Source organism: Caldanaerobius fijiensis DSM 17918 (assembly GCF_900129075.1).
Classification (GTDB): Bacteria; Bacillota; Thermoanaerobacteria; order Thermoanaerobacterales; family Caldanaerobiaceae; genus Caldanaerobius; species Caldanaerobius fijiensis.
On record NZ_FQVH01000014.1, the window covers coordinates 1 to 21,246 of the forward strand.

Annotated in this window: 20 protein-coding genes, 1 tRNA gene and 1 pseudogene; 13 read left to right on the plus strand and 9 right to left on the minus strand. The window is 38.8% G+C overall.

The window, feature by feature from the left end:
- From BUB87_RS14700 to BUB87_RS14360, 5 genes are all read left to right on the plus strand, one after another.
- On the plus strand, positions 1-190 hold a 190-nt coding region (locus BUB87_RS14700; RefSeq protein WP_234945987.1), incomplete at its 5' end, for a hypothetical protein.
- A complete protein-coding gene (locus BUB87_RS07060; protein WP_073343350.1) occupies positions 153-464 on the plus strand; it encodes a hypothetical protein in 312 nt (103 codons plus the stop codon). The genes BUB87_RS14700 and BUB87_RS07060, both read left to right, overlap by 38 nt.
- A gap of 44 nt (positions 465-508) precedes the next feature.
- Positions 509-1,570, plus strand: a complete 1,062-nt coding sequence (locus BUB87_RS07065) for a multicopper oxidase family protein (protein WP_200792776.1) — start codon at positions 509-511, stop codon at positions 1,568-1,570.
- On the plus strand, positions 1,551-1,781 hold the full coding sequence (locus BUB87_RS15175) for a multicopper oxidase domain-containing protein (RefSeq protein WP_200792777.1): 231 nt from the start codon (positions 1,551-1,553) through the stop codon (positions 1,779-1,781). The genes BUB87_RS07065 and BUB87_RS15175 overlap by 20 nt, the downstream gene beginning before the upstream one ends.
- 67 nt (positions 1,782-1,848) lie before the next feature.
- On the plus strand, positions 1,849-1,986 hold the full coding sequence (locus tag BUB87_RS14360; protein ID WP_159432376.1) for a hypothetical protein: 138 nt from the start codon (positions 1,849-1,851) through the stop codon (positions 1,984-1,986).
- A 47-nt stretch (positions 1,987-2,033) separates the two neighbouring features.
- Here BUB87_RS14360 and BUB87_RS07075 read toward each other — a convergent pair whose 3' ends face one another.
- Positions 2,034-2,396 (minus strand): winged helix-turn-helix transcriptional regulator, encoded by a 363-nt coding sequence (locus BUB87_RS07075; RefSeq protein ID WP_073343355.1) that lies wholly within the window; start codon positions 2,394-2,396, stop codon positions 2,034-2,036.
- Between the two features lie 130 nt (positions 2,397-2,526).
- On the opposite strand from BUB87_RS07075, the gene BUB87_RS07080 reads away from it, so the two are divergent.
- Both BUB87_RS07080 and BUB87_RS07085 read left to right on the plus strand, forming a co-directional pair.
- A complete protein-coding gene (locus tag BUB87_RS07080) occupies positions 2,527-2,928 on the plus strand; it encodes a pyridoxamine 5'-phosphate oxidase family protein (RefSeq protein WP_073343358.1) in 402 nt (133 codons plus the stop codon).
- 29 nt (positions 2,929-2,957) lie between these two features.
- A complete protein-coding gene (locus BUB87_RS07085; protein ID WP_073343360.1) occupies positions 2,958-3,560 on the plus strand; it encodes an FMN-dependent NADH-azoreductase in 603 nt (200 codons plus the stop codon).
- Between the two features lie 381 nt (positions 3,561-3,941).
- Here the strand turns inward: BUB87_RS07085 and yfcE are convergent, their stop codons facing one another.
- On the minus strand, positions 3,942-4,514 hold the full coding sequence (yfcE, locus tag BUB87_RS07090; RefSeq protein WP_073343362.1) for a phosphodiesterase: 573 nt from the start codon (positions 4,512-4,514) through the stop codon (positions 3,942-3,944).
- A gap of 277 nt (positions 4,515-4,791) precedes the next feature.
- Here yfcE and BUB87_RS07095 point away from each other — a divergent pair, with 277 nt between their 5' ends.
- From BUB87_RS07095 to BUB87_RS07115, 5 genes are all read left to right on the plus strand, one after another.
- Complete coding sequence (locus BUB87_RS07095) at positions 4,792-5,205, plus strand: RrF2 family transcriptional regulator (protein ID WP_073343365.1); 414 nt, start codon at positions 4,792-4,794, stop codon at positions 5,203-5,205.
- A 78-nt stretch (positions 5,206-5,283) separates the two neighbouring features.
- On the plus strand, positions 5,284-7,167 hold the full coding sequence (cooS, locus tag BUB87_RS07100; RefSeq protein ID WP_073343368.1) for an anaerobic carbon-monoxide dehydrogenase catalytic subunit: 1,884 nt from the start codon (positions 5,284-5,286) through the stop codon (positions 7,165-7,167).
- Between the two features lie 13 nt (positions 7,168-7,180).
- Entirely contained in the window at positions 7,181-7,627 is a 447-nt protein-coding gene (locus BUB87_RS07105) for a 4Fe-4S dicluster domain-containing protein (RefSeq protein WP_073343371.1), read from the plus strand.
- 10 nt (positions 7,628-7,637) lie between these two features.
- Entirely contained in the window at positions 7,638-8,921 is a 1,284-nt protein-coding gene (locus tag BUB87_RS07110) for an NAD(P)/FAD-dependent oxidoreductase (RefSeq protein ID WP_073343374.1), read from the plus strand.
- 171 nt (positions 8,922-9,092) lie between these two features.
- On the plus strand, positions 9,093-10,175 hold the full coding sequence (locus tag BUB87_RS07115) for an aminoglycoside phosphotransferase family protein (protein ID WP_073343376.1): 1,083 nt from the start codon (positions 9,093-9,095) through the stop codon (positions 10,173-10,175).
- Between the two features lie 280 nt (positions 10,176-10,455).
- Here the strand turns inward: BUB87_RS07115 and BUB87_RS07120 are convergent.
- Together BUB87_RS07120 and BUB87_RS14705 are read right to left on the minus strand one after the other, a co-directional pair.
- Positions 10,456-10,528, minus strand: a tRNA-Lys gene (locus tag BUB87_RS07120).
- A 74-nt stretch (positions 10,529-10,602) separates the two neighbouring features.
- Positions 10,603-10,749, minus strand: a pseudogene (locus BUB87_RS14705) (ISLre2 family transposase); the annotation flags it as partial.
- A gap of 436 nt (positions 10,750-11,185) precedes the next feature.
- Here BUB87_RS14705 and BUB87_RS07130 point away from each other — a divergent pair.
- A complete protein-coding gene (locus BUB87_RS07130; RefSeq protein WP_073343382.1) occupies positions 11,186-15,088 on the plus strand; it encodes a M14 family metallopeptidase in 3,903 nt (1,300 codons plus the stop codon).
- Positions 15,089-15,202: 114 nt separating this feature from the next.
- Here BUB87_RS07130 and BUB87_RS07135 read toward each other — a convergent pair whose 3' ends face one another.
- Genes BUB87_RS07135 through arfA form a run of 5 tightly spaced genes read right to left on the minus strand, consistent with a single transcriptional unit; the run spans position 15,203 to position 21,235 of the window.
- Positions 15,203-16,327 (minus strand): ABC transporter permease, encoded by a 1,125-nt coding sequence (locus BUB87_RS07135; RefSeq protein WP_073343385.1) that lies wholly within the window; start codon positions 16,325-16,327, stop codon positions 15,203-15,205.
- Positions 16,328-16,333: 6 nt separating this feature from the next.
- Positions 16,334-17,692 (minus strand): efflux RND transporter periplasmic adaptor subunit, encoded by a 1,359-nt coding sequence (locus BUB87_RS15180; RefSeq protein ID WP_084111003.1) that lies wholly within the window; start codon positions 17,690-17,692, stop codon positions 16,334-16,336.
- A gap of 16 nt (positions 17,693-17,708) precedes the next feature.
- Positions 17,709-18,380: a hypothetical protein gene (locus BUB87_RS07150; protein WP_073343388.1), complete on the minus strand. Its 672-nt coding sequence runs from the start codon at positions 18,378-18,380 to the stop codon at positions 17,709-17,711.
- A gap of 12 nt (positions 18,381-18,392) precedes the next feature.
- Entirely contained in the window at positions 18,393-19,664 is a 1,272-nt protein-coding gene (locus BUB87_RS07155) for an alpha-L-fucosidase (protein WP_073343391.1), read from the minus strand.
- A gap of 44 nt (positions 19,665-19,708) precedes the next feature.
- Entirely contained in the window at positions 19,709-21,235 is a 1,527-nt protein-coding gene (arfA, locus tag BUB87_RS07160; protein WP_073343394.1) for an arabinosylfuranosidase ArfA, read from the minus strand.
- Positions 21,236-21,246: the final 11 nt, after the last annotated feature.

The following is a 21,246-nucleotide window of genomic DNA, read 5'->3' on the forward strand; positions in this document are numbered from 1 at the left end:
TAGGGAGACCTATCACGGCAGTAGTGGGGTTGGACACCCCAGTTGCGTACCGATGGGACTTTCATCGAGGTTTCATCGGGAGCACGAAGCTCGCCAATTCATTGGCGATGTAGTTCACAGCGAGGATATTAAAAGAAACCCAGAGCTATTATGTGATAAGCACTGGACTCTTTCAGCTGCGGGCAATTAAAAGAAGAGAGTACATTGATCGTGATATAATAGCGTGCATAAGGAATGATCACCTGCAGGTCTTTACATCTCCTGTGGAAAACTCCTGTGAGTGCGCTGTTGTGGACATAATTAAAGGGGTTTTCTCAGAGACTTTTTTAGTAAAATGTGGCAAATGGATGTTTCAGGTAGAATTGCCTAAGGAGAAAAGCCAGGAACTAAAGAATTTAAAAAACAGGACTTTTTATCTTCATTTTCCCTTTGATAAAATTATCCTGCTTTCAAAAGAGGACTAAAATCTTGGAGTTAAAATTGGCATATACCATACTATGAAATTCGGATGAAACAAATTAAACAGAGGCTCCATAGGTATTTTCCTGAAACCACTGTATGGGGATATGAGGGATCTTACCCTGGTCCTATAATAGAGGCAGAGAGGAATAGGCCAATCGCAGTGAAATGGATAAATAGCCTTCCTAACAAGCATCTACTGCCTGTAGATCATACGGTTCATGGGTGTATGAATACACCTGAAGTTAGGACTGTTGTGCACCTGCACGGAGGAAATGTGCCTGCGGTATGTGATGGCCATCCTGAGGCATGGTTTACAAGAAAATACAGAGAAACTGGGCCAGCTTTTTCTACTGGTGTTTATTACTATCCCAATAACCAGGAAGCTGCTATGCTATGGTATCATGATCATGCGTTGGGAATTACGCGTCTTAATGTATACGCTGGTTTGGCAGGATTGTATTATATAAGGGATAAACATGAGAGATCTTTGAATTTACCAAGGGGAAAGCACGAAATTCCTCTTGTAATACAGGATAGATCGTTCAATAAAGATGGTTCGCTTTTTTACCCGAGTCAGCCAGAGCCCCCTGTGCCAGGAGTTGACCCCTCGATTGTCCCGGAATTTTTTGGCAATACAATTTTAGTAAATGGCAAAGTTTGGCCTTATTTAAATGTAGAACCCCGCAAATACCGTTTGCGAATTTTAAACGGCTCTAATTCTAGGTTTTATAGATTAAGATTTTCCACAGGTCAGTCTTTCTATCAAATAGGAACAGATGTCGGTTTATTAGAAAGGTCTGTTGAGGTAACCACTATTACTCTAGCGCCGGCTGAGCGGGCAGATGTCATTGTAGATTTCTCAGGATATGAAGGAGAAAAAATACTACTGCTCAATGATGCTCCAACACCGTTTCCAGACGGTAATCCCCCAGATCCGGATACCACAGGCCAGATTATGCAGTTTAGAGTTGGATATCCTTATTTTGTGCATGATAATTCCAGAATACCCCACCACTTATGCCGTATTGAATGGCTGTCAGAGAGTTCTGCTGTTAAAGTGAGAGATCAGAAATTAGTAGAAAGTGTCGATGAATGTGGATCACTATAAGGCTACCGGTGAAGTTGTGTTTACTGGTCCAAGAGTAAAACCGGATTTAAATGAGCGGGGGTGGAAAGATACTGTAAGAGCCAATCCCGGGGAGATCACAAGAATAATTGCACGCTTTGGCGATTATACCGGCATATATCCGTGGCACTGCCATATATTAGAACATGAAGACCACGAAATGATGAGACCATATGAGGTGCGTTTTGAATAATCACTTTAGAAATTTTTTAGTAAAGCTCTTGTGGACAGGAAAACCTACCTCTAAAGGAGTAAGGTTTTTGCTTCTTATTGTAGAAGCCTTATCCTTTAGAGGCAGGGAAAAGTCACAGCAGATATCAGAAAAGGATGTGCAAAAAGCTATCGAAGCCATTCAGCAAATAAGAAAAAGGCGAAATCTTATTATTATGTTAACATAGGCGGCAAGTTGTCAAACGACGGGAAATAATTCCTGAGAAAAAACAAGTTAAACTGGTCTATTGCTAAAGTTGATTTCTTTTTCTAAAAATTCGATGTATTCATTACCCCATTCATACATTTGATCCATGACCTTTAGAAATTTAATACCTATTTGGGTCAGCGAATATTCCACTTTCGGCGGTACCACGTTATACACTTTCCTGTGTATAAGGCCATCCCTCTCCAATTCCCTCAACTGCTGCGTCAAGTACCCTTGCCTTATATCGGGCAAAAGCCTTTTTAACTCATTGAAACGCTTGGGCCCTTCTCTAAGCTGCCATATTATGACAAGCTTCCATTTGCCAGCAACTATGCATTGAGTTACAGCTATAGGGCATTTTACATTTAACAATTCTTTTCTTAATTCCATTTTTACACCTCTTTATAGTACGTTTTTTTATACTACGAATAAAAAATTGTCGTACTTGTAAAAAATAATATTATTCGTTATCATTTTATTAGAAAATCAAAAGAATATCAATAAGTGGAGGCGAATAATAATGGAGGAAATAGTTAAGTTTTTGACTCAAAACCCCAATGGCGCTTTTGCTACTGTAGACAATGGAAAGCCCAAGGTAAGGCCATGGCAGTTTCAATTTGAACAAGATGGTAAATTTTATTTTTGTACATCTAATACTAAAAATGTATATAGAGAGCTGCAAAAAAACCCCTATGCTGAATTTACAAGTACATCCAGTGACATGATCAGTGTCAGATTATCAGGCAAAGTAGTGTTTACTGATGACTTAAGTTTAAAACAGGCAGTGCTAGATAAAAACCCAAGTATAAAAGCTATTTATAAATCAGCGGATAATCCAACCTTTGAGGTGTTTTATATAGAGCACGGAGAAGGATTTTTATTCGACATATCTGGTAAAGTGCTTAAAAAAGTCAATTTTTAAACCAAAGATTTTTCGAAAGGAGAACAAATATGAGCAAATTGTTGTACATCAAAGCAAACCCCAAAAATGACGATGTATCAAGGACATTCAGGGTATCTGAAAAATTTATAGAAACCTATAGAGAATACAATCCTCAAGATGAGATCATCACTTTAGATCTGTACAAAGAAAAAATACACTTTTTGACGCTGGATGACATCAACAGCATATTTGGGCCAAAAACTGACAGCTCAAAAGACCATCCAATATTAAAATACGCATATCAGTTTGCAGAAGCTGATAAGTACGTTATAGCTGCTCCTATGTGGAACTTGGGTATTCCCTCCATTTTAAAGGCCTACATCGACTACATAACAGTATCAGGTATAACGTTCAAGTACACAGAGCAAGGGCCTGTAGGGTTGATGAAGGGCAAAAAAGCCATTCACATCATGGCCACTGGCGGAGAATACACTCATGGACCTTTTGCAGGGTTTGAAATGGCAAACAGATATATAAAGACAATATTTGGTTTTATGGGAATTGAAGTAGAAACCATCGTAGCAGAGAAGCTGGATATAATAGGAGAAGATGTGGAAAAAATAGTGTCAGAGGCAATAAAGCGAGCTCAGGAAGTCGCTAAAACATTTTAAAGCTTACAGTCCGTTTAAGCTTACAAGTGATTGCATCCAACGCTTACGGCACAAAAAGAGAAAATGCAAAACACAAAGAGGTATTGAAGCAAAAAGCTTCAATACCTCTTTAAAAAAACAGATATTTTAACTTAAATTCGGCAGGTAATTATCAAAATACAACGAGAAATGAATGTTTGTGGGGACACCTATTACGTAGGTACGGCAGGTACCATCTCTGCCGAAACAAGCAGAACGAGGAATAAAGCATACCGTGCGGTAGCACCGGTATAGCCGCAAAATATCTTTGCGATGGCATATGGCGCGTAAGCATATATGGAGGAGTTTGCTAGCGAAAACCGATGATCCTGGAGAGCTAGGCCAGAAATAAGCCTATCTCCTTCAGGGGATATGAGGTGTCACATTGAAATTCAAAGAAAGAATATTTTCTCCTGTTTCTACGTCTATTATTCTAACAGTTCCATCTTCAATAAGTCCTAGCGAATTGATTTTATCTTCGCGTTTGCTAAGAGAGGTTGAACCAGGATTAATCAATATACAGCTATCAATTTTTTTCAATAGAGGAATATGCGTATGGCCTGTTATAAAAAAATCTAATTTATACCTGCGAACTAGATTATGTATATCTTCATCGGAAATGTTGTGCCCATGTTGAATCATGAATCTTTTCCCATAAATTATAGAGAAAACATAGGGTGTTTGTATAGGAATATCAAGCATCATTTGGTCTACATGGGCATCACAATTTCCTTGAGCAATGAGCAAAGGAATAGAACAGGTATTTAATGCATTAGAAAGTTTTTTTGGATCGTATCCTTCAGGAATTGGATTACGTGGCCCATGGTATAGTACATCGCCTGCATGAAAAATAACATCTGCATTATTTAAAAAGTTCCACGCTTTTTCCCATGATCTATAATCTCCATGAGTATCACTTATAATACCAATTTTCATAGGGATATATCTCCTTTCTTAAAAGTTCTTCTATATATTTTATCACAAACTTTTGTTTTGTGGTTTGAGTCAGCATGGCTACAGAGCCTGATGACCATTGTGTGGGAAAAGATTTTCCAGTACCTCATGGTGATAAGGCGTGTAGCCGATGTTTTACATCTCAGAAAATAGGGCTATATTGGCTGATGTATACTAAGATGTTGACAAATAAAAAACGATGATATAAAATAATTGTGTACCAAATTGGTATACTTTATAAATAGATAAGGGTGAGCAGATGAGGCTTACGCAGGCATCGGATTACGCATTGAGAATTGTCCTTCACCTTTCGAGGAAAAAAGGCGAGATGGTAGAAGCTGACGCCATTTCAGAGGCGGAGAAAATACCAAAAAGGTTTTTGCTCAAGATATGCAGGGACTTAATAAAGGCAGGTATTATTGAGTCTTCTCGCGGTAAAAACGGAGGTTACAGTCTGGCAAAAAGCCCTGAAAGTATTACCATGAAAGACGTAATACTAGCGGTAGAAGGTACCATGGCGCTGACCCGGTGTCAGATAGATCCTGCTGCCTGTAATAAAAACGCTACAGGTTACTGCGCGGTACACAGGGCTTTTTGCTCGGTTATGGATGTGGTGTCTAGAGAGTTTGAAAAATATGATTTTGCTACGCTAGCGAAGATGGATGGAAACTGATTTCAGTTTCTGTCTTTATTTGTCAATAATAGTATACTAAAATAGTATACTTTAATATCAATGTAGGAGGAGATATATATGGAAATTTGCACACTTTGTGAAACAGCTGATGAAAGGTTAGGCGAATTTATCAGGAGTAAAAAGGACTTAGAGACATCGTTTCATCGAAAGCCGCGCCAGAATGTAAAGTGCGGGTTTGGTCTTCAAGGGGTATGTTGCAGGCTGTGTGCCAACGGACCTTGTAGGATTACGCCTAAACACCAGAGAGGAGTATGCGGGGCTGACGCAGATACTATCGTAGCGCGCAATTTCCTGAGGGCGGTAGCTGCAGGTGCAGGATGTTATCTACATGTGGTAGAAAATGCGGCCAACAACCTCAAAAAGATAGCTACAGGGCAGATGGATATGGAATTAAAAGGAGTCAGAACGCTGCAAATGCTTTCGGAAAAGCTAGGAATAGAAGCTCAAAGTGAAAGTGAAAGGGCATCAAGGCTGGCAGATATGGTGATGTCAGATCTCTATAAGCCCAGGGAGCAAGAAATGGAAATGCTAAAGTATATGGCACCTGAGATGAGGTATGAGAAGTGGAGTAAGCTGGGCATTCTGCCTGGCGGTGCTAAGTCAGAGGTCTTTGACGCTGTGGTCAAGAGCAGCACCAATCTGTCCAGCGATCCTGTGGATATGCTGATGCATGTGCTGAGGTTGGGCATAGCGACAGGGATTTATGGTTTAGCGCTGACCAATAAGCTTAACGATATAATGATGGGAGAACCTGTATTGAGGTCGGCAGCTGTAGGATTCAGGGTTATAGATCCTGATTACATAAACATAATGCCTACAGGCCATCAACAGTCGCTCTTTGGTGTTTTGCTGAAACGATTGGGCGATGAAGATGTAAAGAAAATGGCTGCGGAGGCCGGGGCTAAAGGTTTCAGGCTTATAGGTTGCACGTGTGTGGGCCAGGACTTCCAGTTAAGGGGTGAGCACGCTGAGGAAATATTTGCAGGGCACGTCGGTAACAACTTTACCAGCGAAGCAGTGTTGGCTACAGGAGCGATAGACCTAGTGGTGTCCGAGTTTAACTGTACTATTCCAGGCCTTGAGACCGTTGCTGATAAGTACATGGTAAAGCAGATATGCATAGACGACGTGACTAAAAAAGCCAATGCAGATCTGATTCAGTACAGTCCCGAAAAGGCGCAGGAAATAGCTGATAAGATTATCAAAGAAGCCGTGGCCAGTTACAAGTCCAGGAGAGGCAGAGTAAGTATAGATGTGCCTGCTGATCACGGTTATGAAAACTCCCTGACAGGGGTAAGCGAGATGTCGCTTAAAGAATTTTTAGGTGGTAGCTATAAGCCCCTTATGGATCTCGTCGCCTCCGGCAGGATTAAGGGGATAGCGGGAATCGTAGGGTGTTCTAATTTGACCGCCATAGGCCACGATGTCTTCACAGTAGAGCTGACCAAGGAGCTTATAAAGCGAGATATACTGGTGTTGTCTGCAGGATGCACCAGTGGAGGCCTGGAAAATTGCGGGCTTATGTCGCCTGACGCGGTAGAGCTCGCTGGTGATAGTCTAAAAGATGTTTGCAGGTCTTTGGGTATTCCTCCTGTATTGAATTTCGGGCCGTGTCTGGCTATAGGTAGGTTGGAGATGGTGGCAGCGGAGCTGGCTCAAATGCTGAATATAGATATTCCACAGTTGCCACTGGTGTTATCAGCTCCTCAATGGTTAGAAGAGCAGGCGTTGGCAGACGGCGCTTTCGGGTTGGCGCTGGGATTGCCTTTGCATCTAGCACTTCCTCCTTTTATAGCGGGAAGCAAGCTGGTGACAGAGATTTTGACAGAGCAATTACCCGACATTACCGGAGGAAGACTGATAGTGGATGGAGATGTAAAGTCCTCTGCCGATAAGCTTGAAGTTATTATATTGGAGCGCAGGAAACAGCTGGGACTGTAAAGAGGTGTTGGAGATGAAGAGGATATATGTACAGCCAGATGCATGCCAGGGTTGTATGAACTGCGTCCTGGCATGTATGGCCCATCATGCAGGCGTACGCTCGGTGTTGGAGCTGGATCTTTTGGATGAGGTCAATGAGTTTACCAACCAGATTGTTTTAGATAACCAGGGAAGGGTTATACCTATTTTCTGCCGACATTGTGATGATCCGGAATGCGTAAAGGCGTGTATGTCCGGCGCCTTGAAGAAGGATGAGAAAACGGGATATGTAATCTGCGATCAAGAAATATGCGCTGGTTGCTTTATGTGTGTTATGTCGTGCCCTTATGGCATGATCAAGCCTAACTGGGATGGGACTGCTGCTGTAAAGTGCGATATGTGCGTGGGAGAGGAAGCCCCTGCCTGCGTGGAAAGCTGTCCTACAGAGGCCATTCAACTTATCGATGTAGTTTTAAAGTGAGGGGATATTCATGAGGTATGTGATTATAGGTGCCAGCGCTGCTGGAATGAGTTGCGCGAGAAATCTTAGGAAATTAGACAGGGAAGGAGATATAACTTTAATTTCAAAGGATCAGATGGTATATTCCCGTTGTATGCTTCACCTTTTTATCAGCGGCGACAGGTCTTTGGATGAAATGACATTTGTGGAAGATGATTTTTTTGAGAGGAACAAGATACAGTGGATAAAGGGCACCGAGATAGTAAAGGTTCAGCCTTATGAAAAACGCGTTATTGCTTCTGATGGAAGAGAGTATACATACGATAAGCTCCTTATAGCTACCGGTTCTACACCTATTGTTCCGCCTTTGGAAGGGTTACATGAAGGAATGGAAAAAGGCAGGTACATCTTTACGTTAAAAAACATAGGCGATGCCCAGAGGATCAAAGAAGCCTCTAAGGCGTGCAAACGCGCTGTAGTGATCGGTGGAGGCCTTATAGGGTTGGACGTAGCAGTAAGCCTTAATAGACGCGGAGTTAAAGTGACTGTGGTGGAGATGAAAGAGCATATATTGCCTCAGCAACTGGACCAAAAAGCGGCTCAGAATTACGAGGAGCTTTTTGGAGAAAAAGGGATAGAAATCATGACGGGTAAGGCGATTTCAAAAATAATTTATAGCGCTACAGGGGACGTGAAGGGAGTTGCCTTATCCGACGGCAGCACAATTGATGCCGATATGATAATCGTGGCGGTAGGTGTAAAGCCCAGTTTTCCCGAGGTGGAAGGGGGACAGCTTAAAACTCAAAAAGGCATTTTGGTAGACGAACATCAGAGAAGCTCTATAGAGGATGTTTATGCAGCTGGTGACGTATGTCAGTCTTATGAGATGTTTATAAGGCAATACACACTAACGCCGATTTGGCCTGTGGCTGTAAGGCAAGGGGAGGTGGCGGCATACAATATGGTAGGGATAAATAAGGTCCTTGAAGATAACTTTGCTTTTAAAAATTCCATGAAGTTTTTTGGCCTGCCCACCATAAGCTATGGTTATGCTGAACCGCCTGATAGTAGCTACGATGTCGCGGTATGTGATGGCCCCGGGTATTATTACAAGGTGGTGTATAAGGGAAATATTATCTATGGAGCTATAATACAGGGAGATATAGCAGGAGCGGGTGTGTTGGGTAAGCTCATACAGAACAGGTGTGACATTTCGCGCAAATTGCATCAAGGCAGATGGGATAGTGTCTTTAGTTTAACTTATGGAGATTTTTTCAGTGAAAGTGAAGATGGAGCTTTTCATTTTGTTTGTTGATGCGTTAATGAGCCTTATGGCTCTTATTTTTTTATCTTTTATTCATATATATGCTAAAATAAAATTGAGCCAAATAAAGTACTGAGGTCAGGGCTATGAAAGAGCTTATAGCTGTAATGAGATAAGATACAAATAGAGCATCTCGATGAATTAGAGAGAAAGCCTCGAACGATGAAAAATGCCCAGCTATTAAAGCACACTGAAGTAACTGATGATATTTTGAATTACAAAGATAAGGTTACAGGAGATGATGGCGCCCAATTTGTAAAATTACTGAAACTGCTTATCCAGTATGGATATGAGGGAGGAATTCATATGGATGAGAAAATCGTAAAACAAATTTTTCTTCAAAATAACTTAGGAGAAGTTAAATCAATCAAAAAAATCGAAATTGGTTTCACAAACAAAGTATATTTAATAAATAACGAGTTTATTCTTAAAGTTTGTGAGGATGAAGAAAACGAAGATAATTTTGAGAAAGAGGTTTTTTTCTATGATTTCTTCAAGGATAAAATCCCTGTTCCACAAATCAGTGTATATGACAATTCTAAGAAGGTTTATAACAAATTTTTCATGATATATCCCAAAATTCAGGGAGATAATTTGTATTCAAAATGGCATTTGATGAGTAATTCCGAGAGAAGGGATATAATAAGACAACTATGTGAAATTTTAAGAGTAATTAACAAATCTTCTTATGAAGAGTTCACAAAAAGATTTAAATTAAATTCTTCGGTCAATTGGCATGACAGAATACTTGATCAAATCCAGAATTCCTTGAAGAAAATTGAAGATAAGAAAATTATATCGACGGAATTTGTACAAGCAATCAAGAACTTTATAAAAGAAAATCATAATGTCTTAACTGAACAAAAAATCGCTTTAGTTTATTGGGATGCGCATTTTGACAACATCCTGATTCAGGGTAACATAATTGTCGGAATTTTGGATTTTGAAAGAACAAACTTATCTTCTATTGATTTCGCTTTGGATACTATAAGAAGAATGGCTGAGTATCCAAAAAAATATATGTCTAAAGAATTTAGAAAATTTGCCAAAAAAGAAGATTATGCAAAACTTTTAGAATGGTTTCATGAATTTTATCCTGAACTATTTGAATTTAAGAATTTAGGTAAGAGGTTAGATTTGTATGCGATTGAACATGATTTGAAAGATTTAATTGGATGGCCTAATGATAATGAAGTAAAGCAAATGATTGCAAAAACAATAAACTATAATAGCTTGACTTTTTAGAATGATAAACGTGGCTAAATCACGTAAAGCAAAGCAAATGGGATACAGTCGACAATAATGAGCAGGTACAAACCGCACATAGATGGCTTTTATCAAGTGACAACGTTCAATGAACTTGTAAGTTTTTTGGAACGGGTTGTAGTATAAGAGAAAATGAAAGTAGCGGAAATTTTGTAGCAATTAACAAAATTTCCGCTCTCAATAAACTTAAGTAGGAAAATGGCAGAAATTCGACCTTTTATTATTTTTTTTAAAACCTTCCAACCCGCATAAATAGTAGTGCGCCATTAGGGACTCGAACCCCAGACCCGCTGATTAAGAGTCAGCTGCTCTACCAACTGAGCTAATGGCGCTTAATCAAGCATTCAGCAACTCTCGCCCTGACAGTTCTATATTCTATCAAACAAAAAGCATTTTGTCAACACCTATATACGAAAATTTGGTTACAGGCATTTTGGCAGAGTTTATATACTCCTTTTTCGAGTTCATAAAAATCTTTGCTTTCATTGATTATTTTTATTAATCCGTTACAAAAAAGAAGGACTGCACCTACTATGTGTCGAATATTTAACATAAGACTTTATACTCCTTTGTATTTTTATTTTTTTGCGGTGAGATTTTTTTCTACATTTGAGTGCCTTTTTCCTCTTTGATAATACCTAATGGGAAAGAGGGGGGGATAAAACTATGGTTTGGGATTATTTTATTTTGGTAAGTTTAGTGGTATCAGCAATGGCTTTATATTTTAACACGATAAGTATAATTAAAAAAATTCATAGAGGGGAAGAGACATTTAAGGATACTTTTTTGGGAAGCATCTTATTTGGATACATCATGTTATGTTTTTTTACGCGTATCCTATCTATATTAAACCATGTTTAGCAAATTATAGTTTTATTAATCTTTAAAAAGTTTTGCATTTAATATTGCAATTTGAAGTGCTTGATATTTCATAGGATAGAGGATATATTAAAATAAATAAATTAATGATATAGACTGGAGGTATTTTGATGCAAAGTTTGGAAGAATTATTTACGATAAATGGTATATTCAACGATTTTAATAAAGATGGTCTTGCGGATAGTATGAAAGGTTGCATTATTTTAGATGAGAATTCAAGTATTTCAGCAAAGAAGGTAGCAGCAAATCTCGCTGCAAGAATAGGATTTGAAACAACAGGATTAAATTTGCCAGTTGTGAAAGTGACTGCAATATCAAAGCTACCAGGCGTCAATATCTATATTAAACTTGAGAACAGCGACGATGAATGGGCTGATAATATAGTTACAATAGAATTGGTTAGGGATGAAACAGAAAGTTCAGTGCTAATAAAGTCTTCTTCGGAAAAAGCCCTAGAATATGGGGGCAGTTATTTATATGCTAGATTTCCTTATGTATGGCAGGTCAAGGAAGGGGCTTTAAAATTCGATGAGGTAAAAGCGAGTATTTTAAGAAAATTGCCTGTAAAAAAGGCTGAACTCATAAAGCTGGTTATTGATAACAGGTATGAAGGAATTTACAGCTGCAAGTTTCTTTTAGTCGCTGAAAATATAGATTATGCCATGGATTGCATAAAACAAAATTTAAAGGAATTTATGTGGAATTTTGTGGGTGAAACGGAGCTTTTATTGAGTGACGGAGTTAAAGAGAGGAGCGTGGTTATTAAGGGGCATGAATTAAGCAATAGTAGAGATTTTGAATGTTGCAGAATAGAAAGTTGTTTTAACACTTCAAAATCCTATATTGACGTTTGCAATTTGTATGAAATTGGTGGTTTACTGGAAGATACCGATGGAGATTTTATACCTGATAGCGTTTCTTGTAAAATCGTCATTCCCGATGAAGCTGATGATTATGAGGTTATTGCCGCCAGCAATGTGGCAGCGAGACTTGGAATTGAAACTGTGGGCATCACACTTCCTTTAGTGTGCTGTGAAAAAGAGTTTAAAAAAGGATGTAAGACTTCCATTTTTATAGGTCGGACTGCGGAGCGGTACATAAATGGCAGTGATAGCGAAGGGAAAAATGATTATACTAGTCAAATCAAGGTTTTGCATGACGACGGTAGTGATGTTGTATTAATATGCGGGGAAAAGCAAGACTTGCTTGATACATCGATTTGTTTTTCTGAAGTACTTCCTTATTTGGATAAGAATAAAGATTTGGCAATAAATGACTTAAAGCAGACAATCAATGAGGTGCTAAGTGGGACAACTTTAGATGGCCAGATAACGGCATTGGCAGCAGAATTAAGATCTCTTGAAGGGAAGGTTGCCGGGAAAGAAGTCAAGTGCTATTTTGAGAAAAGTGATAGTGGTCTTGATAGCAAATCATATTTTGACGTTAGAGCATATTTTAAGCACAAATTCAACTTAAAAAATATTGAGTTTAATTCATATAAGGATGAACAGATAGTATGGCAAAAGTATTATGATATACCTTGGGAAGTTGATAAGTTTAAGGAAATCTTGGAACAAAAAGTATACCCGAGAATTGGTGAGGGTGACAGAGTTGTAATAGAAGGGCTTTTGAGTGAGGAAAAAGAGGTAAGGAATAAATTGGAAGACGAAATACGTCAAAGGCTAGAAGAGAAAGGCGCGCATTTAGAAAAGATTGATATCTATTGTTCTTATAAGCAGGGTCTCAGCTGGATAATGGAGAAAATTGTACCTAAAATAAAGGAAATGAATGTGCAAGACAAGATTGGAGAAATCCTTATAAGATTCAAGCGATTTTTAAGAGAAGGCAAGGATGATTGGGGCAGCATTGAGGGAGCCCTGCCTAGTTATGATTCCTATAATGGCGATGATGAAAAGTGGTTTGACTTACCAATAAGATGGTTGCAGGAAATCTATCCTGTTGACGATTTACTTGCAAAGGAATTGAATATAGATAGAGAAAAAATCCGTTTTGAAACTTTTGAGGATGATGATGCCACTTATGAAATAATAGTAAAAAATTTTGAAGGGGAAATAATCTTAGGAGATTGTTATAAGGTAAAATATTCGGAAAGGCCTTACCTAGATGAGTATCCTAAAATAGGAAAGGTTCATCCTTCAACGGGATGGATTACAGTGCGCGTCAATGGAAAAGTAATAGTCGATGAAAATATAAAGACTGACCTGGAACATATATGGGATATATACCAGCGGGAGATTTTAAACAGATGCAAGAATTACGTACTGGAAAGGACCAATGGACAACCTGCAGTAGAGAAACAACCATTTTTTAAGGAGTTAAAAATGGAGATTTATGCAAGCGAGCCGGACTATGACCTTAATATTCGAGAAGACAGGATATCTGCTTTGGATGCACTGCATGAAGATATGTACTTTGTGGCACTAGATTTTTTTAAAACCTTTGGGGAAAGAAGTATAGGGAAGGCTTTGTCAGAGCCGGGACTGATACTGCCATATATTGAGAAGAGAAATGGTCAACCTTCTAGTATAAAAGTTAGTTTATCTTCAGAAAAATATCCAGGTCCAAGGTTCTATATTGAAGATGATTTATATCAAATAAAAAAGCTAGACAGTTATTCTATCAGAGTTGATAGAATTGGTATGAAAAATGGAGAAATACAAGAACTGGAAGTAGATGTTTTTGCTGAGGATAATTTTGAAAGGATCTCTCTGCTGCTAGAGACTTTTTGTGAGCTTTACAACAGTGGCTTGAGAACCAGAACTTTAAAGGCAGCGGCGCGCTCGTTAAATAAAATTAAGATCAATTTATATGATACAACTCGACGCACTTTACTATATGAAATAAATGTAAAAGGAGGAGATGACAAAGGTTGTTATGAGTATCCGAAGCTTTCAGAAAGTCGATTAAATATCCCACAAGATAAAGTTATAGGTTATGAGGATTATATTGAAATTATAAATCAGCTTAAAAATATCCCTGAAGTGAATATATGGGAGGTCAGCAGGTCTTATCAAGGAAGGAGCATTTACGCTGTAGACATAACCTCTGAGTTTAATGTAAGCCTTTGTTCCAGGACTAAATTAATAAACTATAAACCTACCTATATGATAGTCAACAGGCATCATGCTAATGAAGTGTCGAGTACGAATTCATCGTTTATGTTGATTCAAAAATTTATAACAGATGAGCGCTATAGAGAGTACCTTAAAAAAATAAATCTTACTATTATTCCTATGGAAAATCCCGACGGAAGCTATATTCACTACCAACTGCAAAAGCAAAATCCTAAATGGAAACTTCACGTGGCAAGATATAACTCGGTGGGTAAAGAGATTGCTAATGACTACTGGAAGGAGACAAAGTACGGAGAAAGCGAAGCAGTACCACGAGTCTGGAGAAAGTGGTTACCCGATGTGTTGGTCGATAACCATGGAGTTCCTTCTCATGAATGGGATCAGCAATTTTCTGGATATGTAGCGCCGTGGTTTAGGGGGTTCTGGCTTCCCAGAGGAATATTTTATGGATATTTTTACTATTTGGATAAACCTGGTTTCGAATACCAAAAAGAAGTATTTGAGCAGATGCAAAGAAAAGTAGCCGAGCGGCTTAATGAAGATGGAGAAGTTGTAAAGTGGCAACTGGACTGGAAGGATAGATTTGAAAAGTATGCAAGCAGCTGGATGCCTAAAATGTTTCCGGCAGATTATTATAAGAACTATATATTTTATTGGGTTGCATGTAAACCTGAACAATCCAGCAGGCATGCTGCTCATCGCTATCCTAACGTCACAACGGTAGACTGGATTACAGAGGTTTCTGATGAAACAGCGCAAGGAGATTATTTGAAATTCTGCTCAAAGGTTCATCACATCGCAGATATGGCCATCATTGATTTGATAAGTAACGCCATTATAGAAATAAAAGATTTTTCTTCAGAAAAACATGGTGAAGTTACTCTAAAGAGGATTAGAAAGAGACCGCTAAGTTTCTAAATATCATAACAGTAGAGCGGATTGTTACAGTTAAATATTAGCAATATGGAATATTGGTTGGCGTTCAATTGATTTTCAATTGAACGCCAATAATTAAGGGCGATAATTGTGTTCCTAATCAAGTCTCTTCCTAAACCTTAACACGGCAGCTATTAGAAGAACCACACCAATGATAGTCATTATGAGAATTTGCTGCGAAAGAATGTTAGCATCTATGCCTTTAATGATGATTCCCCTTAATATAACGAGAAAATACGTCAAAGGGAAAATATCGCTTATTGCCCTTATAGCAACAGGCATTTGTTCGCGAGGAAAAATAAATCCAGAGAGAATGATAGTAGGTAATAAAGTCAAAAAAGCTCCTTGCATTGCCTGTGTCTGAGTTTTTGCAACTGTGGATATTAAAATGCCTATTGCCAATGAACAAATGATAAAATCAAATCCCAAAATTAACAGTAGGTATATGTTGCCGTTAATAGGTATGTGGAACCAGTACACGCTCAATGCCAACACCATCAAAAAATCTGCATACCCTATGATTATATAGGGTATAAGTTTGCCTACCATCAGTTCGGCGGATTTCACTGGCGTAACGATAAGTTGTTCCATTGTACCCCTTTCTTTTTCTCTAACAAGAGCAAATGCTGTTAGGATTATAGTGATGTTTTGCATGACAAGTCCTAATAAACCAGGTATTGTAAAATCCAATGTATTTAAGTTGGGATTGTATTCAACTTTGGTTCTTAAATCTATTCCAGATGGCAGAAAGCGCACACCTTTTTTTGATAAATCATTAATTATATTCTTATTAGAGAATGATTGGGCAACCATTACCCCGCTTGATAGTGCTGTTCTTGCAGTTGTAGGGTCTGAGCCGTCTATTTTCAAGAGCACAGGCGTTGGCTTGCTTTTATATAGAGAGAAGTCCGATGGGATGATTAAAGCAGCCCGCACTTTTCCTTCGGCAAGCAGCATATCGAGATCTTTTATGTTATCAACATAGTAATCTGGATCAAAATAAAGTGAATTTTTATATGCCCTTATTAGATCTCTGCTTTCCTGGGTCTTGCTTTGATCTAAAACGGCCATAGGTATATGTTCTACTTCTGTTGCTACCGCATACCCAAAAAGAAATAACATGACTACAGGCATCACCAGCGATATGATCAGGCTTGGTTTGTCTCTTTTTATTTGTATGAATTCTTTTTTGATAATGGCATAAAGTCTATGTATGTCCATGCATTGTCATCCCTTCACAAATTTTACAAAAATATCTTCAAGGCTATTTAATTTATTTGAACTTTTTATATCAGCGGGAGTTCCAAATGTCATGAGTTTGCCGTCAAACATAAATGCTACAAAATCACATATTTCAGCTTCATCCATGTAATGTGTGGTCACCAAGACCGATAGCCCTTCCTGTGCCAATTTTCTGATGGTATTCCAAAACATTCTACGGGATAAAGGGTCAACACCTGACGTTGGTTCATCGAGTATGAGGAGTTTTGGGTTGTGTAATAAAGCACATCCAAGAGCAAGGCGTTGTTTCCAGCCGCCAGATAATGTCGACACCAACTGTTTTTCCTTTCCGTTTAGACCAGCCATTTCAATTACTTCTTTTTCTTTTATAATTCTTTGTTTTTTATTGAGTCCATAGATACTCGAATAAAAATCAAGGTTTTCTTTTACAGTCAGGTCTTCATAGAGGCTGAATTTTTGTGACATGTATCCAATTGATTTTTTGATTTTTTCACTTTCTTTTATGATATCATATCCTATGACAGTTCCAGTACCTGATGTTGGTTTTATAATGCCACACAACATTCTTATCGTAGTTGATTTTCCAGAGCCATTAGGTCCCAAGAGACCAAATATTTTACCCGCAGGTACTTTTATAGAAAGGTTATCAACAGCAATAAGTATTTTCACTTCATGAACTACGTCTTCTTTTGCAGATTTTGTCACTGTATTTTTTGGAGTGAATTCACCTTCAGAAGAAATATGTACGATTTTGCCTTTTATATAGCTGTTCAATGAATCTACTTTTAGGAGAACTTCTTTGTTTAGCGAAACCTTGTAAATATACCTTTCAGGGATGTATATTTTAACCCATAAATTATTTAGGTCAGATAATTGTGCAATATTTCCTCCTGGTGAAGCTATTTCTCCTGGGTTTGAGTATACGGCAGTTATGGTACCATCTATTGGAGAGATTATAGTGCCTTTTTCTACTGCTAAATTTGTCAGGGAATATTCTGCCTGAGCCTGTTCTACATTTAATTTTGCTATGTCAGATTCTGTTGTGTTCATAGTTTTTATTTTATCGTATTTTAGCCGAGCTATTTCCAGCGCTGCCTTTGCGGCTTTTGCTTGCTCTTCATATTGCCTTACATCGAGTTGCGCAATTTTATCGCCTTTTTTTACTTTGTCGCCTTCTTTTACATATACAATGATTATTCGTCCGGAAATTTCAGATTGGATATTTATTGTTGTGGCTTCAATTGTTCCGGTATAAACATTATATTTTGGGTTTCCAGGGGAGCACGCAGTGAGAGTGAATATTGATGTGAAGATCAAAAATAAAATTAAATAGAAGCGGTTCAAATTAGATCTCCTTTCTTTATAATTTTATTAATTCATCAAAGATGTTGTACAAACATTCTTTTATGCGCTTTGGTATCCACTCATACAATTCTTCCCAGCGGACGAACATATCCTCAGAAAAACGGTACTCTTTGTCAAATTCGAGAGAGGGGATAAAGGCAAACTTTTCTAAATACTTTCGAGCGAGATAATCTTTTAAAGCGCTTTTTTGGTAAACACCTTGAAAAACAGATGTAAGCAGTAACCCCTCCGTGCCTGCCAGAACCGAGCAGGATTCTATTACGCCCGGAAAATGGAAAAATGTATCGACAACAGGAGAAAATGCATGTTTGCCAGGCTGGGAATAAAGGTACACGTGCTTGCTATCGAATTTTAAGATGTCATTGGGAAATTCATTGTATATGCCATGCCAGCTGGCTTTAACCCTTGATACATTATCATCTTTGCCAACGTATATCCACACATGTTCTAACTCATATAGATGCTGAATATCGTAGTCCCAATATATTGCGTACTCTATAGCATATTTTTCTTCATCAGTTAAAGCTACAAATAGAGGCGTAGAGGGAGATTTGCCGGATTCTTCGAATATAGTATAGCCGACTTTTACAGGCAAAAAAGGTTCTTTCCTGTCAAACAATAGCACAGGAGAGTATGTGCTTAAGATTTCTATGTCATGTGAGCTCATAAAATATCACCTCTAATCTTTAAGTTCCAGTTCTACCACCGTATCGATGTCATCAGGAAGCCTTGATCCGGCAAAGTTTATAAAAGCGTAATCTTTGTATTCTGTAGCATTCCATGGTTCATTTACATTTACTTCAGAGCCATCAGATAATAGGCGAGCCTTTTTGATCTTGCCATTGAGACCTTTTAAGCTGATAGGACCTATACCCCTGTCAAAAATGTGTGCGTACAGTTTATTTCCTTTTTTTGTATATCTACCCCATTCAGGTTTTGGCAGCTCGGCTCGCCCACAGCCATAGATACTATCGCCGTTTTTTCTCATCCATTTGCCTATTTCTGAGAGGATCTGTAGTGATTCCTCAGGTATTTCTCCTTTTGCATCGGGACCTACATTTAAAAGCAAATTGCCGCCTTTACTGACGCACTCTACCAGGGCTCTGATAAGTTGCTTGGGCGTTTTAAAATCTTTGTCCTCAGCGCAGTATCCCCAGTGATTGTTCATAGTAATACATGCTTCCCATGGGATAGGATTGCCTGCTTCATCTAAAATTCCTTCAGGAGGAATTATTTGTTCCGGTGACGCAAAATCACCCGCGTATATTTCAGGGTTAACTGATTTTATATTTCCACCCAGGCGATTATCTATTATGATATGGGGCTGAAGTGAACGCACCATTTTGACCAGTTCAGTAGCCCTCCAGGCTTCTCCTACCTTATCGTCATAAGAGAAATCAAACCATATGATATCGATTTTACCGTAATTGGTCAATAATTCTTTTACCTGGCCATGTAAATAATCTACGTATTTTGAAAAATCATGTTTTTTATACTTATATGCTTCGTTATCCCTCATGGGATGGTATCTGTCACCATAAGCGGGGTAGTCCTCGTGATGCCAGTCTAACAACGAGTAATAAAAACCTACCCGCAAGCCTTCTTTGCGAAATGCCTCTACATATTCTTTTATCAGGTCCCTGCCAGCCGGCGTATTTGTGGCTTTGTAATCCGTTAATTTGCTATCAAATAAGCAGAAACCATCATGATGCTTGGTGGTCATTACGGCATATTGCATGCCAGCTTCTTTAGCTGCTTTTGCCCATTTGTGTGGATCGTAGTTTACAGGGTTGAATTCTTCAAAAAACGGCTGGTATTCTTCTATTGACATTTTTTCATGACTACGCACCCATTCTCCTCTGGCGGGAATAGCATATAATCCCCAGTGTATAAACATGCCAAAACGAGCTTCCATAAACCATTTAGTGCGCTCTTTCCTGCTCATATCCATATAAGATTTCCCCCCATTAAAATTTATATTCAAGACTTATTTTATTATAAAGCTGTTCCTTTGCGATTTGCCAGGCGAATGACATTCCAGGATAATTTGGGTAAAATTGCTTTTACTACTCCATCCTCAACTGCTGCTTTGCCATCATTGTGAGGTACAACATTAAAAGGATTTTCTTTAGTGTTCATAGCTTTTAGATCCTGATTTTCAAGTATAATATGCTCTATAACTTTATAACCTTCAAATCCTCTCATCTCACACTCCAAAAGCAATGAATCCTGCTGATCTCTGTTTACTGCGAATATCGTAAGTTCACCGTGGTCCTCGTTTAGCACAGCCGCAGCTTCCAGTAGGGGAACTTCACTAAAATCTTTGCTATTGTAAACTGGAGATGAGACGATTGCTTTTAGCGAGCAACCCCTGCCATAATTTGATGCATGCAAAAAAGGATAGTAAATTGTCTGACGCCATGCGCCACCGTTATTATCCGTCATAATAGGTGCAATTACATTTACAAGCTGAGCCAGGCAGGCTATTTTTATCCGATCTGCGTGTTTCAATAAAGTAATGAGCATACAACCGACAAGAAGTGCATCTTCAAAGGTATAGACATCCTCCAGCAGTGGCGGAGCTACAGTCCAGGGCTGTATTTTTTTGTCTGCATCATGGGAATGGAACCATACATTCCACTCGTCAAAGGACAAATTAATGGTTTTCTTACTTCTCTTTTTAGCTTTTATATAATCACAGATGGACACCACCGATGTTATAAATTCGTCCATATCCAGTGATTTAGCTAAAAAATTGCCTATATCATCTTCTTGATTGCCGTAGTAGGTATGCAGTGATACGTAATCGACATATTCATATGTATGATCGAGAACGGTAGCTTCCCATTCCCCAAAGGTCGGCATCTTGCTGCTTGAACTGCCACAAACTACCAGCTCAATAGAAGGATCGACCATCTTCATAACCTTTGCGGTCTCACATGCGATGCGGCCATATTCCTGTGCGGTCTTGTGCCCTATCTGCCACGGCCCATCCATTTCGTTGCCCAGGCACCATACCTTTATTTTATGAGGTTCAGCGTATCCGTGAGCTTTTCGAAGGTCACTCCAGTATGTTCCGCCAGGGTGATTGCAATACTCAACCAGATTTCGTGCCTCATCTGCCCCACGAGTGCCCAGATTGACTGCCATCATCACATCAGCGTTAACACGTTTTGTCCATTGCACAAATTCGTTTACACCTACTTCATTAGTCTCGATGGACTGCCATGCCAATTCCAACCGTCTTGGTCTTTTCTCCTTTGACCCTATACCATCTTCCCAATTGTAACCGGAAACAAAATTTCCGCCGGGATAGCGAACAATTGGGACTTTTAATTCTTTGACCAATTCAATTACGTCCTTGCGGAATCCCATATCATCTGCATCAGGATGGTCTGGCTGATAAATACCTCCGTATACCGCCCGCCCTAAATGCTCAATGAAAGAACCGTATATACGATTGTCGACATCACCAATCCTATAATCCTTATCCAGGATCATCCTGGCCTTTTTATCAATCATCTTTGTTGACC